Below are 14,322 nucleotides of genomic sequence, written 5' to 3'. Positions count from 1 at the left end.
ATCTCCCCACCAATTCGCCACAGCGATTTTTAGGGGGGGGAGATTTAGAGGCCATTTTTCAATGGAAGCGCTTTCTATAAAGGCGTCTAATAGGGGCTGGAACATTTTTACCCTTTTAAACCAATTTAGGCAAACTCAAATGGCGTTTGAAATACGCCAAGATCACAAGGATAAAAGGTATCGCTACCAAAAAGTATAAAAAAGTAGGGATCGGCAAGGGATCGCCTGCGGCATAGCTGTGCAAGCCAGAAAGGTAGTAATTCACGCCAAAATAAGTCATTAAAACCGAATAAAACCCTAGCACGCTGCTGCTCGCTAAAATAAAGGGCCAATTGTGAGAACCTAAAAAACGCAAATGCAAGATTAAAGCATAGACGCAAATAGAAATCAACGCCCAAGTTTCTTTAGGGTCCCACCCCCAATAGCGCCCCCAAGATTCATTCGCCCACACCCCGCCTAAGAAATTCCCGGCTGTGAGCATGAACAGGCCTAAAATCATGCTCATTTCATTGATAGCGCTAATGGAAAGAATGGTTTTGTCTAAATTGAAACGCCCTTGTTTGCGCAAAATAAACAAAACCAAACTTAAAATCCCTAGCACAAAACACAAGCCCAGAAAACCATAACTAGCGGTGATGATAGAGACATGGATATTGAGCCAATAGGATTTTAACACCGGCACTAAATGGCCGATTTGAGGGTCCATAAAGCCTAAATGAGCCACAAAGAGCGCGATACCGGCTAAAAAGCTAGAAGCCGATAGCGCGAGTTTGGAGCGTAAAACAAACCCTGCGATAACAGAAGCCCATGCGATATAAAGCATGGACTCATAAGCGTTGCTCCAAGGCGAATGCCCGCTCACATACCAACGCAAGATTAGCCCCATAGAATGAGCGATCGTGCAAAGCAAGATAGCGGTATAAAGGATTCTAGTGAACCAAATATTAGGGGGAGTGTTTTTAATAAGAGAGCTGATCACAACGATAAAAAGCAATAACCCTAAAAGGATATAAGGCAAGGTCAGGCTGTTAAAAAAATTGGTGTGGTTTAAAAAAATTTCAGAATCCACTTTTGAAGAGGATAAATAGAGATTTTTGGCATGCTCTTGCTGATAGACGCTTAAATCTTTTAGGGTTTTTTCTACTTTATCCCATTGGTTGGTTTTTAAAGCGTCATCAAACCCGCTAAAAATATTTTTTAAAAACGCCGTTGCCACGCTTGAAATTTCTTTATTAGGGCTGTTGATCGCTTCAATGGGCGAGAGCCAAGCACTGGTTTTATCGCTAGGGAAAATGCGTAAAAATTGAGCGCTAAAAAGCGTATAGACTAAGTTGATGCGTTCATCCACTTTTAAGACATCTTTATCCAACTCGTTGCGTGCGTTAGGGGATTTTTGATTGACTTCTTCAACCAGATTTTTTAATTTATACCCACGGCTATCAAAAACATCTCTAAAAGCGATACGACTTTCGTCTAAAGGCGTGCCGATAAGCTTTCTTAAGGCTTTATTAGAAGTGTAAATCATTTTAACGCTACGCCAATCATTGGGGAAAAACATGATCCCTAAAAGCACTTGCATGGCGTTTAGCCCTTGAAAATCATCTTTTCTTAAAATCTTATGAATGTATTCAATGCTAATGGTGTCTAAAGGCTTGATACGCCCATCAAAATCCTGAACTTGAAGCCTTTGAAAGGCTTTTAAATGGTCTTTGGAATACTCTCTTAAATGCTTCAAACGCTCTAAAATCGCGCTTTTAGAGTTTTCTTTTTGGGCGGAATTTTCTACGCTTTGTCGCTCAATTTTAGCGCTTTTACCCCCATGCATGTCAATTTGGCCTTCATTGGCGAACGAAGAAGTAAAAGGGCTGATTAAAATTAAAGCGAGCAAGAAACTAGCCATTTGTTGGGATTTTAAAAAGCGTGAAAGCTTTAAAAAGCGCCCGTTTTTATCCAAAAGCAACCACAAAGCCCCTAAAATAAGCATCGCATACCCTAAATAAGTGGGGATTTTGCCCGGGTCTTTATTGACAGAAAGGATCGTGCCTTTTTCATCCGTATCATAGGAAGATTGGAAAAAGCGATAACCTTCATAATCTAAAACATGGTTCATAAAAATCCTATAAGGTTTGATTAAAGTGTTATCCAATTTCAACACTTCCACTTCTGAAGCGTAAGATGAAGGGCTCATAGAGCCGGCGTAACGCTCTAATTCAAAACGCTTCAATTTGATTTGAAAGGGCAATTCAATGTAAGCGGATCCAAAACTTAAAGAGAGCTTGTCGTCTTTAAACACCTCGCTTTCTTCTATGCCTTCATTCCTGTTGTTTTTAATGAGGTTGAATTTGTGGCTCACGCCGTTATAAGTCGCCTTTAACACTAAAATGGTAGCATCATCTTTTTTAATGGCGTTTTGCTTGTAGATCTCTAAAGGTTCTAAAATTAAAGGCTTGTGATTTAAAGTGGCATGAATGGGTCTTAATCGTTTGGAATGATAAAAGGTTAAAGGCGTTTTTAAAGAAAGTTTGGTGGTGTCATTAAGAGTGATATTAAGATAAGTGTCCGCGCTTTCAAAAGAGCTTTGCACGCTATTTTCTCGCACATGCATAAGCCCTTCTATACCAAAAAAGCGCGTGATGGCTGCCCCTAAAATGATGAAAATCAAGGAGCTGTGGAAAAAAAGGCTCGCATATCTTTTGCGTTCCAAAGCTTTAGATTTAATGAATGCGCCTATTAAAACCACCAACAAATACGCATGCAAAAAATTAAACCAAGGGGTGTTATACACGATAGCCTTACTCGCACTCGTGCCGTAATCGTTTTCTATAAAAGTGGCTATCGCGCACGCTAAGGCATAGAGCGCGATTAAAGGGATAGCGACCCAAAAAGAAGCCAGCAAAAAAGAAAGCAGGCTTTTGAGATTCTTCATTAGACTTTCCTAGTTAGACTTGCTTTTAGAAAGGTTGGTTTTATACTTGATGTAAGCCTTTAATTTTTTAGTGAGATCCTCATCGTTTTTCGTGTCTTGATACTTCCCATCGCCGATAAATTCTAACACGGCTAAAAATTGCGTAGAAGGCATATAGCCGGGCAATTCATAGATGGTTTTACCGGTTTTATCGGATAAAACAATCGTAGGGGTGGATTGGACGGCATAAATTTGCTCCAATTCTTCTGTAGACATTTTGATTTCTTTTTCATTATTTTTATCGCCGACTTTAAAATCATGCTCTTTGGAGTAGCTGATATTGACATAGTAAGCGCTAAAATGCTCTTTAATGTAGTCGTGCAATTCTTTGACATTTTTGAGATCTTTTTTAAACCTTTCGCAATAGGAGCAACCATTACGGCCAAAAACTAAAAGCATGTATTTATCATTAGGGCTAATGGACTTATTGTCTAAAAAAACATCTTCTAAACCGGCATAGCTCTTTTTGTCTATGTTGTCTCGCTCATCGTTCAATTCTTTGGAGCTTTGAGAGCCAGAGCTTAAAAGATTTTCATCTAACTTGTCTTTATTGTTGGATTTGCAAGCGCTTAAAAATAGCGAAATCAATAGCAACACGCTTAAAAATTTCTTGGAAACATAAGAAAGTGAAAACATGAAATAACCTTTATCTTTTAATGGGTTTGAAAACTAGGTATCTTACTACAATAATCGCTTTTTTATGCGCATTTTACTATTCCTTGAGATTTTTAACCCGTTCAATAATGAATTGTGCAAACTCTATGGAATCGTTTAAGCATGGGCAAACCAAATATTCTTTAACCGCCAAGCGCTCTGCCATCAAGCGGTATTGCATGTCTAATTCATAGATCGTTTCAGAATTATCAATCGTAAAAGCCAAAGGATAGATGATAATATGAGACTTGCGGTGCTTTTCTATTAATTCTTCAGTGCTTGGCTCTAGCCATTTCATAGGCCCTAGCTTGGATTGGTAAGAGAGTAAAACTTCTTTAAAAGGGATATTTTTTTGTTGCATCAACTCTTTTAACAAGCTCACATGGTGTTCGCATTCTTGCTGGTAAGTATCGCCGGCATCAATAACGCTTTTAGGTAATCCATGGACGGAAAAGATTAAGACAAAATCCTGGCTTTTGCGGTTGTTTAGGGCGTTTAAAATCGTGTTTAAGATGATTTCATTAAGCTTTTTGTCAGCATAAAAGCGTTCTATGACTCGCACTTTGGGGCGGAAAGTTTCTAAGGATTTTAGGGCGTTAAAAGCGTCATTGAAACTAGAAAGGGTGGTGGTGCTAGAATATTGCGGATACATGGAAAAAAACACCAAGCTTTCTATCTCTTTTAAGGCTAAATCTTGCAAGACCATAGACGCATAAGGGGGGGTATAACGCATCGCATAGGTGTAAAAACGAGAAGGATCCAATTCATTCAAACGCTCTGTAAGGGCGAATGTGATAGGCGTTAAAGGGGATTTGCCTCCTAATTTTTCATAGATTTTTTTGGATTTTTCTATGCGGCTATTGACGATCATTTTACCCACCATTTTACGCATGAAATTATTCTTAATGGTAAGGATAAAGGGGTCATCAAACATGTTTTTTAAAAACACCCCCACTTCATAAAGGCTGTTAGGCCCTCCCATATTCAAAAGGACAACCGCTTCTTTGGGGGATTTTGTGGCGTTATTTTCTAAATTATTAAGCTTTTCATTGATCAAATCCATTAGCACATGCTAAAATAAAACGATTAATAAAAAATAAATCGTTAGAAAGAAGTTAATGTTAGAGATGAGTTTGCAAGCATTAAATACACAAGATTCTTCTGTGATGGCTCAATCCTTGCTTGTCCATGCCTTTTTTGCCGCTTTGCTTGCCCTAGCTTTTATGATCAATCTTTACACCCTTTTTAAAGAAAAAAATTTCATCCAATTGAACAAAAAAATCTATCTTGTCATGCCAGCGATTTACATTCTTTTAAGCATCGCTCTTTTGAGTGGGGTTTTTATTTGGGCGATGCAACAATTTGAATTTTCTTTTAGCGCTGTTATCATGCTTTTAGGGTTATTGTTGATGCTTATTGCAGAAATCAAACGCCATAAAAGCGTGAAATTCGCTATCACTAAAAAAGAAAGGATGGAAGCCTATATCAAAAAAGCTAAAATCCTGTATTTTTTAGAAACGATTCTTATTGTTGTGTTAATGGGCATTTGAATGCGTTTTGTCTACCACCCTTTAGCCAAAGAGCCTACTTTAAAAATAGAAGGCGAGAGTTACATCCATTTATACCGCTCAAGACGTATCAAAAGCGCGAGTCGTTTGGAGTTAAGGAATTTAAAAGACGGCTTTTTATACACCTATGAGCATGCAGAAATCGCTAAAAAACACGCCCTTTTAAGGTTAGTGGGTGCGCAACTATTAGAGATTATGGCTAATAAAAAAACGCATTTGATTTTGAGCGTGATTGAAATCAAAAGCGTTGAAAAAATTTTGCCTTTTTTAAACCAGTTAGGCGTGAGCAAGTTGAGTTTATTCTATGCGGATTTTAGCCAGCGTAATGAAAAAATAGACAGCGCCAAATTAGAGCGCTTTCAAAAGATTTTGATCCATTCTTGCGAGCAATGCGGCCGCAGCGTTTTAATGGAATTGGAAGTGTTTCCAAGCACCAAAGAGGTGTTAAACGCCTACCCTAAGGCGAGCGTTTTGGATTTTAAGGGTGAAATACTACCCGCAAGCGCGAATTTTGAAAAAGGCGTTATCATAGGGCCTGAAGGGGGCTTTAGCGAACAAGAAAGGGAGTATTTTAAAGAGCGTGAAATTTATCGCATCCCATTAGATATGGTGCTAAAGTCTGAGAGTGCATGCGTGTTTGTAGCGAGTATCGTGCAAGTTTAGGGGGTATCGCAAAAGTTTTAAAAACAAATTCTAAAAACTTAACTTTTTGCTAAAAAGCTTCAAGTAAAGCAAAGTTTTAAAATTTAAAAAATCCACCCGTAATTAAAAAACACTTTAAAATGGCTGCCCCCTTCATTCAAAACAATAGAGTTCGCATAGATGCCATTATTAGAAGCGATTTTAATACCGCTTTGGATTAAAGGAACGCTAATGCCTATGGAATATTTAGAATGCTTGTAGCGGTAATTAAACCCGGTAACTATATCTAAATTACCGCTTCCTTTGACTTGATTGAAAACATAGTAGCTATTGTATAAGCCCCTTAACCCCCCAAACACCCCAAAAGAGGAAGCAAAAACTTTTTTAGTTGGATTGCTTTGCTTTTTATTAGCATAAGTGGTGATGAAATCAAACAACACATCCATTCCCCCACCATAGCTTAATTGCTGGATTTTTTCATCGTTAGCCTGAGCGTAGTTGTATTTGATGATGCCGTAATAGGCTAACCCTATGCAGTCATTGAAATAATGTTGGTAGCCTATTTTAACATTAACCCCTAAAATAGGGCTTCTAAAATTCTTACTTGAAGAGCGGTAAGTGGTGGTGGAAGTGGTGGAAAAATTTTGCGCGATCGCACTGATCATAGAGGTTGCAAAATTTTGTGCGTTCAAACTGGCGTCTAAATAGTTGGCTTGGCTGCTCAAATTAGCGAAATTAATGGGCAGAGCGTTTTGATTGATGAGCTGTTGCCAGACAGCGGTGGTAACCCCTATAAGCCCAGCGGGGACTTGAGCGCAATTCGTATAAATGGAATTGGGGTAATTGCTAGGGAAAGCGGGCTGATTTTTGCCGCCAAAACGAGAGCAAACATTATAGTCGTAACCATCATGGTCTTTCACTTCATGCCCGTTACTAAATTCTAGCTCTTCTTTCCCGTTTTTCTCCACTTCATGCCCGCCTTCACACCGCACTTCTGGCCCGTTTCCTTCTTGGCACAAGCGCACCCTTTGATAAGTCATGTTCCCGTTATGCGTATAGCCTTTAGTGTGGCTAAATTCATGGATAATGTCTCTTAATTCCACAATATCAACTTTGTTCAAAGTTTTACCAAACAATTTTTCAGGATTTAAGGCAGAAGCTTCTATCCCCAGATTACCATCATTATCATCAAGTTCATACCCTAGCCCTACAAACCCTGATTTTAGGATATTCACTTCAAGATTGATCGTTCTTCTAAACGCATCTATAACGGATTGTGGGGTTAGCACGTATTTTTCATAGATGGGAGCGACACGCCCGTTATTGAAAGGATTCACGCACTTAGGAAAGTCAGAGCCGCACTCTGATGAGCTGTTAGAAAATTGGAAAGGAGCGTTTAAAACGGCTTCTTCCCACGATTTAGAGTCAAACACCGCAATCATATCCAACATTAAATTGGTCAATTCTTCTGCGGTTTGTGGGGTGAAATCTGACACACAATCATGGCAATTACCTTTAAAATTGTTAGTATCGGCGTTTTCATAACTCATCGTTACATTGGTCGTGATTTGGCTGAGCTTTTTAAACAAACTTTGCGTGTTAGCATCAGAAAATTGTGTGGCAGTGGCTTGAAGTTGTTGGTAATTAAAGCTATCAGCTTGTTCAAATTCTGAATCATTAAACAAGCTTGCAGGCAGAATGATTTGAGAATCCTTAGGGATAGTCTCTATCACGCCTAAATTGACCACCTTGCCTTGAGCGTCTTTAAAACTCAGTTCAACATTATTTAAATTATAAGGCAGAAAGTTTTGTATGGTTACTCTCCCATTAACCATATTCGCATACACAGGGTTTTGAGAATAAAAAGTTAAGCCATTTTCTATATTATCCGTGGTGAATAAAGCCGTTGCGTTTTTTAAAATGGTGCTTTGGAGGATGTAGTATCTCCCATAAACGCTTTGGGGGGTGGCCGTATCGCTTTTGTTTTGCTCTTTACTTTGCGGGTGGGTTAGGGGGTTTTCATAGGTGTTGTGGGTGTTTTGGGCGTTTTGAGTTGTTGCTTCTTCTTTAGTTTGTGTGCCTTCTAATAACCCGGTTTCAAACCCGGCTTCTATAAAAAAGCCGTCTTTTTGGTGTTTTTGAAAGGCTTCTAAAGGGTTGAACAAGCTAATTAAAGACAAACAAATCGTTTTACTAACGAGCCTTAGCATGGTATTTTCCTAAATTTCCTAAATGGTTTAGCGTTTTGTTCTCAAAGAGTTTGTAACTCAATCAAACTGAATTTTCGTATTATAATACATTTTTAAGAAATTGCGGTATTGTTTGTATTAAAAAATAAACAACGCTCTAGGGATAAATGCTTTTATCTTTCTCCAAATCACTTTAAAATTTTAGGCAAAGTGATGCCCACTTGCCCTTGATACTTACCGCCTCTGTCTTTATAGCTTTGCTCGCACATTTCATCGCCTTGTAAAAACACCACTTGCGCAATCCCCTCATTAGCATAGACTTTAGCCGGTAGATTAGTAGTGTTAGAAATTTCAATCGTGATGTAGCCTTCAAATTCCGGCTCAAAAGGCGTAACGTTCACAATGATCCCACACCTGGCGTAAGTGCTTTTGCCTAAACAAATCGCTAAAGTGTCTTTAGGCATTTTAAAATATTCTATCGTATGGGCTAGAGCGAACGCGTTAGCGGGCAAAATAAAAAAGCCTTCTTTACTCGCATCAATTTTAGTCGCGTTGTTAGGATCAAAGTTTTTAGGGTCAATTAAAGCGTTTTTGTTATCAAAGAGCATGAACTCACTCCCCACTCTAATATCATACCCATAACTGCTCAAACCATAGCTAATCACGTTCTTACCGACTTGCTTTTCGCAAAAAGGGCTAATCATGCCATGCTCTAAACTCATTTTTTTAATCCAAGAATCCGCTTTTAATCCCATACGCACAAAGCCTTTAAAGTTTGTTAATAATTATGTTATTATAACAATAATTTTTTGCTAAAAACGCTTAGTAAGATGATGTGTTTGTGGCATATTTTAAAATCATATTAAGGAATAGATCGTTATGAACCTTTCTGAAATTGAAGAGTTGATCAAAGAATTTAAAGCTTCTGATTTAGGGCATTTGAAATTAAAGCATGAGCATTTTGAGTTGGTTTTGGATAAAGAATCCGCTTATGCGAAAAAAAATGCGTTAAGTCCCGCTCATTCTCAAGCCTCCATCCAAGCCCCCATCATGGTAGAAGCGAGCATGCCAAACGCTCAAACCCCTGTGCCTATGGTATGCACCCCTATTGTGGATAAAAAAGAAGATTTCGTGCTTTCGCCTATGGTAGGCACTTTTTATCATGCGCCCTCCCCTGGGGCTGAGCCTTATGTCAAAGCGGGCGATACGCTTAAAAAAGGGCAGATCGTGGGCATTGTAGAAGCGATGAAAATCATGAATGAAATTGAAGTGGAATACCCTTGCAAGGTGGTTTCTGTTGAAGTGGGAGACGCTCAGCCGGTAGAATACGGCACGAAACTCATCAAAGTGGAAAAGCTTTAAAACCCATGAATAAAGAAAATAAAAAGGTAGAAAAAAAAGAGCTTTCACGCATTTTAGTCGCTAATAGAGGCGAGATCGCCTTAAGAGCGATCCAAACCATTCAAGAAATGGGTAAAGAATCCATAGCCATTTATTCTATCGCTGACAAGGACGCCCACTACCTCAATACGGCTAGCGCAAAAGTGTGTATAGGGGGGGCCAAATCCAGCGAGAGTTACTTGAATATCCCTGCGATCATTAGTGCGGCGGAATTGTTTGAAGCGGATGCGATTTTCCCCGGGTATGGGTTTTTGAGTGAAAACCAGAATTTTGTAGAGATTTGCTCGCACCATTCTTTAGAATTTATTGGCCCGAGTGCGAAAGTCATGGCTTTAATGAGCGACAAATCCAAAGCCAAAAGCGTGATGAAAGAAGCCGGCATGCCCGTGATTGAGGGCAGTGAAGGGTTGCTTAAAAGCTATCAAGAAGCTGAAGAAATCGCTGATAAAATCGGCTACCCTGTCATCATTAAAGCGGCCGCTGGTGGGGGCGGAAGGGGGATGCGTGTCGTAGAAGATAAATCCAAATTAAAAAATCTTTATTTAGCCGCAGAAACGGAAGCTTTGAGCGCGTTTGGCGATGGGAGCGTGTATTTAGAAAAATTCATCAACAAGCCTAAGCACATTGAAGTCCAAATTCTAGCCGATAAGCATGGCAATGTCATTCATGTGGGCGAAAGGGATTGTTCGGTGCAAAGACGCCAGCAAAAGCTCATTGAAGAAACCCCGGCGGTGGTTTTAGAAGAGGGTGTTCGTGAGCGTTTGCTAGAAACAGCGATTAAGGCCGCTAAATATATCGGCTATGTGGGGGCGGGGACTTTTGAATTTTTGTTAGATTCCAACATGAAAGATTTTTATTTCATGGAGATGAACACTCGTTTGCAAGTGGAACACACCATTAGCGAAATGGTGAGCGGGTTAAACCTCATTGAATGGATGATTAAAATCGCTCAAGGCGAAAAATTGCCCAAGCAAGAAAGCTTTTCTCTCAAAGGGCATGCGATAGAATGCCGAATCACAGCAGAAGATCCTAAAAAATTCTACCCAAGCCCGGGTAAAATCACCGAATGGATCGCCCCTGGTGGGGTGAATGTGCGTCTTGATTCGCATGCGCATGCCAATTATGTCGTGCCTACGCACTATGATTCTATGATTGGCAAGCTCATCGTGTGGGGTGAAAACAGAGAAAGAGCGATCGCTAAGATGAAAAGGGCTTTAAAGGAATTTAAAGTAGAAGGCATTAAAACGACCATCCCTTTCCACCTTGAAATGCTTGAAAATGCGGATTTCAGGCAAGCAAAAATCCACACGAAGTATTTAGAAGAAAATTTTTAAGTTTTAAGGATTTTCTTAAAGCATGATTTAAGGATTTTAAACGATCAGAAAAAATCAGCATTAAATTTTATGATTTTATAGTAAAGTTTTTTCATGCAAACCTTGTTTAAAGAAGTTGCCCCTAAACGCTATGTCAATGGCAATGAGATGAAAGAAAATTCTAGCAATGTTCTAGATCAGTATTTCACTAAGCCTAGTGTGGCTTTAAAATGCTTCCAAAAAGCTTGTGAAGTGATTAAAAAATACGAAAATCTAGATGACTTTATTTTTTTAGAGCCAAGTGCAGGCGATGGGGTGTTTTATGACTTGTTTCCTAAAAATAGACGCATTGGTATAGATATTGAACCTAAAAGAGATGGTTTTATTCAATGCGATTTTTTAAATTATAAACTGCCTGCGCATCAAAAAGTGATTTGCTTGGGCAACCCTCCTTTTGGGCATCGTGGGGTTATGGCACTAGAATTTATCAACCATGCTAGAAGTTGTGATTTTGTGTGTTTTATCTTGCCCATGTTCTTTGAAAGTCAAGGAAAAGGCTCTATTAAATATCGTGTGAAAGGTTTGAATCTGCTTTATAGCGAACGCTTAGAAAAAAATGCGTTTATAGATTTTAAAAATAAAGAAGTGGATGTGCATTGCGTGTTTCAAATTTGGAGCAAAAAGTATCAAAGCAAAAAAAGTGAATTTTCTTGGTATAAGAATCGTCATAAAGAACCCTTTAGCGAATATATCAAGGTTTTCACGGTTTCATTGGCTAAAAACAGAGAATGCGGTAAAGAGTGGATTTTTAATCAAAAAGCATCCTTTTACATTTCATCAACTTTTTATAAAAGCACACAAATTGTAGAGAACTTTGAGAAAGTTAAGTATCAATCTGGTATTGCTGTGGTATTTACTAGCACTGACAAGGCTTTAAACGCTAAATTAAAAAAACTATTCCAAGAGATTGATTGGACAAAATACGCAAGTTTAGCGACTAATTCTTGCTATCATTTAGGAAAAAGCCATATTTTTCAAGCCCTACATGATCATTTGGATAGCTTAAAGGATAATTGATGGACTTAGAACAAACTTTTTTAAAAATTATTGAAAAAAAACATAAAGAATTGAATTTAGGACAAGATTACAACGCTATTTTTTCAAAAATTAGAGATTTTGAAGCCAACGCTATAGGGCAGATTGGTGAAGAGTTTTTAAAAAGTGTGCTTAACGCTATAGATGGAGTAATCAATGATGGCATTGTTCATGATGAATACGATATTATGACAAAAAGCGGTGTATCCTTTGAAGTTAAAACAGCGCGAAAAGGCAGAGCTAACAACACTTTTTTAGTTCAATGGTATAAACCCACGATACAACTATGATTTTTTGATTTGCTTAGGAGTGTGCGAAGACCAATTGCTTTATAGAATTTTTAAAAAAGATGAAATCAACTACATTCATAAAGAAAGAAAATACTTTATGAAACAAAATGAGTTTAAAAAGCAACTAGTGCCAATGAATCCTGACAATCAAGTCAATTATAAGCTCACTCTCAATATTAAAGAACTGGAAGAAATTACAAACCTCATCAAAGAGTTAGAAAGAATTTTAGAGTTAGATTAATATTTTTAGATAGAATTGAATGGATTAAAATGTTTTTAGGAATAGAGTTTGCTTATCTTATCTTTAAGAAATAAAATGAAGTGGAGGATAGGATGTCTAAGATTTCAAATCATTATAACCCGTCTTTGATAATGAGGGATTACCATACCCAAAGGGTTAGTCCGCACGCAAGAAAAGAAGAAAATAAGGAAATTCAAAATCTTTCAGAGAATGATGAAAAGATCAAATTGGCCAAACAAGCTAAGCAGGATAACCTAGCCATAGGGGATTTAGAAAGCCGTCTCAAAAGCTTAAAAGGCATGGATAAAGACGCTAAAGAATTGGTGGGGATTTCTAAAGCTTACGCTCATAACAATGAAAAAGATCGAAGCGATTTTGAGCATTTTAAAAGCCGTTTGGATAAAGCGATTGATTCTTTCAACCAAAAATCAGGCAACGATAGTTTGAAACTCCCTAGCAATATTGACATTGATGACACGAAGGCTTTGGAGAAATTTTCAAAATCATTAGAAAGTGAGAAAGAAAGCATTCAAAACTCTTTGCACCAGTGGAAAAAACAGCTCGCTGAAACGAATCATTTGAACAAGGAATACAACACCTTAGATAAAACAAGATTGAACGCTCAAAAATTCCAAGATGTCCATGACACAAGCAAGATCACCCCATCTCGCTTGCAAGACTTACTCGCTTGAAAGAGTTTGCTTATAGCGAGCCTTGTTTAGATGAAGAAGATAAAAAGGCTGTTTTAGAGGTTTTAAATTCTAAACAGCTCACGCAAGGCAAACGCTCTCTTTTGTTTGAAGAAGCTTTGTGCGAGTTTCTGGGCGTTAAGCATACGTTAGTGTTTAACAGCGCGACTTCAGCCCTTTTAACGCTCTATAGGAATTTTAGCGAATTTAGTGCTGATTGTAATGAAATAATCACCACCCCTATAAGCTTTGTAGCGACGGCTAACATGCTTTTAGAAAGCGGTTATACACCCGTATTTGCTGAAGTCAAAAACGATGGCAATATAGATGAATTGGCCCTAGAAAAGCTCATTACTAAAAAAACCAAAGCCATAGTGAGCGTGGATTATGCCGGTAAAAGCGTGGAAATAGAAAGCATTCAAAAGCTTTGCAAAAAGCATTCTTTGAGTTTTCTTTCTGACAGCTCGCATGCTCTAGGGAGCGAGTATCAAAACAAAAAAGTGGGAGGCTTTGCGTTAGCGAGCGTGTTTAGTTTCCATGCCATTAAGCCCATCACTACGGCTGAAGGGGGAGCGGTCGTTACTAACGATGGCGAATTGTATGAAAAAATGAAATTGTTTCGCTCTCATGGCATGCTCAAAAAAGATTTTTTTGAAGGCGAAATCAAAAGCGTAGGGTATAACTTCCGCTTGAATGAAATCCAAAGCGCTTTGGGTTTGAGCCAGCTTAAAAAAGCCCCCCTTTTAATGCAAAAAAGAGAAGAAATCGCTTTAGTTTATGATGAGATTTTTAAAGATAACCCTTATTTCACCCCTTTACACCCCTTGTTAAAACACCAAAGCTCTAACCACCTTTATCCTATTTTAATGCGCCAAAAATTTTTTACATGCAAAAAACTGATTTTAGAAAATTTGCACAAACTTGGCATTTTAGCCCAAGTGCATTACAAGCCTATTTATCAATACCAATTGTACCAACAGCTCTTCAACACAGCCCCATTAAAAAGTGCGGAGGATTTTTATAACGCTGAAATTTCCTTGCCTTGTCATGCGAATTTAAATTTAGAGAGCGTTCAAAACATCGCTCATGGCGTTTTAAAAACTTTTGAGGATCTTAAGATAGAATAAGTTTCATTTATAGGGCTTCAAATTTTAATCACTAAGAATGGTGCGGAAGAAAGGAATCGAACCTTCATGCCTTGCGGCGCTAGATCCTAAGTCTAGTGCGTCTACCAATTTCGCCACTTCCGCACACCGCACGCCATCGCATGCTATA

The 14,322-nt window shown here is 38.4% G+C and carries 14 protein-coding genes and 1 tRNA gene; 9 read left to right on the top strand and 6 right to left on the bottom strand.

Annotation, left to right across the window (positions count from 1 at the left end; all coding sequences use genetic code 11):
- Nucleotides 1-115 precede the first annotated feature (115 nt).
- The 3 genes from ccsA to hemH all read right to left on the bottom strand — a co-directional run bounded on the left by ccsA (nt 116) and on the right by hemH (nt 4,682).
- The gene (gene ccsA / locus IC572_RS05910; RefSeq protein ID WP_187855386.1) at nt 116-2,926 is read right to left on the bottom strand and encodes a cytochrome c biogenesis protein CcsA; all 2,811 of its coding nucleotides are present in this window, start codon (nt 2,924-2,926) and stop codon (nt 116-118) included.
- A gap of 9 nt (nt 2,927-2,935) precedes the next feature.
- Nucleotides 2,936-3,601 carry a SoxW family protein gene (locus IC572_RS05905; protein ID WP_187855385.1) on the bottom strand — a complete coding sequence of 222 codons (666 nt, stop codon included), beginning with the start codon at nt 3,599-3,601 and terminating at the stop codon, nt 2,936-2,938.
- 76 nt (nt 3,602-3,677) lie between these two features.
- Nucleotides 3,678-4,682: a ferrochelatase gene (gene hemH / locus IC572_RS05900; protein ID WP_187855384.1), complete on the bottom strand. Its 1,005-nt coding sequence runs from the start codon at nt 4,680-4,682 to the stop codon at nt 3,678-3,680.
- A 55-nt stretch (nt 4,683-4,737) separates the two neighbouring features.
- Here hemH and IC572_RS05895 point away from each other — a divergent pair, with 55 nt between their 5' ends.
- Both IC572_RS05895 and IC572_RS05890 read left to right on the top strand, forming a co-directional pair.
- Nucleotides 4,738-5,169, top strand: coding sequence for a hypothetical protein (locus IC572_RS05895; protein WP_187855383.1), 432 nt, complete (start codon nt 4,738-4,740; stop codon nt 5,167-5,169).
- The gene (locus IC572_RS05890) at nt 5,170-5,850 is read left to right on the top strand and encodes a 16S rRNA (uracil(1498)-N(3))-methyltransferase (protein ID WP_187855382.1); all 681 of its coding nucleotides are present in this window, start codon (nt 5,170-5,172) and stop codon (nt 5,848-5,850) included.
- 83 nt (nt 5,851-5,933) lie between these two features.
- Here IC572_RS05890 and IC572_RS05885 read toward each other — a convergent pair whose 3' ends face one another.
- Nucleotides 5,934-8,039, bottom strand: a complete 2,106-nt coding sequence (locus IC572_RS05885; protein ID WP_187855381.1) for a porin family protein — start codon at nt 8,037-8,039, stop codon at nt 5,934-5,936.
- Between the two features lie 167 nt (nt 8,040-8,206).
- Complete coding sequence (gene dcd / locus IC572_RS05880; protein WP_000523102.1) at nt 8,207-8,773, bottom strand: dCTP deaminase; 567 nt, start codon at nt 8,771-8,773, stop codon at nt 8,207-8,209.
- A gap of 124 nt (nt 8,774-8,897) precedes the next feature.
- On the opposite strand from dcd, the gene accB reads away from it, so the two are divergent.
- The 7 genes from accB to pseC all read left to right on the top strand — a co-directional run bounded on the left by accB (nt 8,898) and on the right by pseC (nt 14,174).
- Nucleotides 8,898-9,380 carry an acetyl-CoA carboxylase biotin carboxyl carrier protein gene (gene accB / locus IC572_RS05875; protein WP_001053790.1) on the top strand — a complete coding sequence of 161 codons (483 nt, stop codon included), beginning with the start codon at nt 8,898-8,900 and terminating at the stop codon, nt 9,378-9,380.
- A 5-nt stretch (nt 9,381-9,385) separates the two neighbouring features.
- Nucleotides 9,386-10,753 (top strand): acetyl-CoA carboxylase biotin carboxylase subunit, encoded by a 1,368-nt coding sequence (locus tag IC572_RS05870; protein ID WP_187855380.1) that lies wholly within the window; start codon nt 9,386-9,388, stop codon nt 10,751-10,753.
- Nucleotides 10,754-10,846: 93 nt separating this feature from the next.
- Nucleotides 10,847-11,809, top strand: a complete 963-nt coding sequence (locus IC572_RS05865; protein WP_187855378.1) for an SAM-dependent methyltransferase — start codon at nt 10,847-10,849, stop codon at nt 11,807-11,809.
- A complete protein-coding gene (locus IC572_RS07950; RefSeq protein ID WP_332246594.1) occupies nt 11,809-12,117 on the top strand; it encodes a type II restriction endonuclease in 309 nt (102 codons plus the stop codon). The genes IC572_RS05865 and IC572_RS07950 overlap by 1 nt, the downstream gene beginning before the upstream one ends.
- Nucleotides 12,118-12,151: 34 nt before the next feature.
- Nucleotides 12,152-12,358, top strand: coding sequence for a type II restriction endonuclease (locus IC572_RS07945; protein WP_306344447.1), 207 nt, complete (start codon nt 12,152-12,154; stop codon nt 12,356-12,358).
- 92 nt (nt 12,359-12,450) lie between these two features.
- Nucleotides 12,451-13,050 (top strand): hypothetical protein, encoded by a 600-nt coding sequence (locus IC572_RS05855; protein ID WP_039088562.1) that lies wholly within the window; start codon nt 12,451-12,453, stop codon nt 13,048-13,050.
- Entirely contained in the window at nt 13,047-14,174 is a 1,128-nt protein-coding gene (gene pseC / locus IC572_RS05850; RefSeq protein WP_187855376.1) for a UDP-4-amino-4,6-dideoxy-N-acetyl-beta-L-altrosamine transaminase, read from the top strand. The genes IC572_RS05855 and pseC overlap by 4 nt, the downstream gene beginning before the upstream one ends.
- A 38-nt stretch (nt 14,175-14,212) precedes the next feature.
- Here pseC and IC572_RS05845 read toward each other — a convergent pair.
- Nucleotides 14,213-14,297: transfer RNA gene (locus tag IC572_RS05845), tRNA-Leu, on the bottom strand.
- Nucleotides 14,298-14,322: the final 25 nt, after the last annotated feature.

The sequence above is a fragment of the Helicobacter pylori genome (genome assembly GCF_014496485.1).
GTDB classification, from domain to species: domain Bacteria; phylum Campylobacterota; class Campylobacteria; order Campylobacterales; family Helicobacteraceae; genus Helicobacter; species Helicobacter pylori_DD.
The sequence above is the reverse complement of the archived record's forward strand: the minus strand, read 5'-3'. Positions and strand labels throughout refer to the sequence as shown.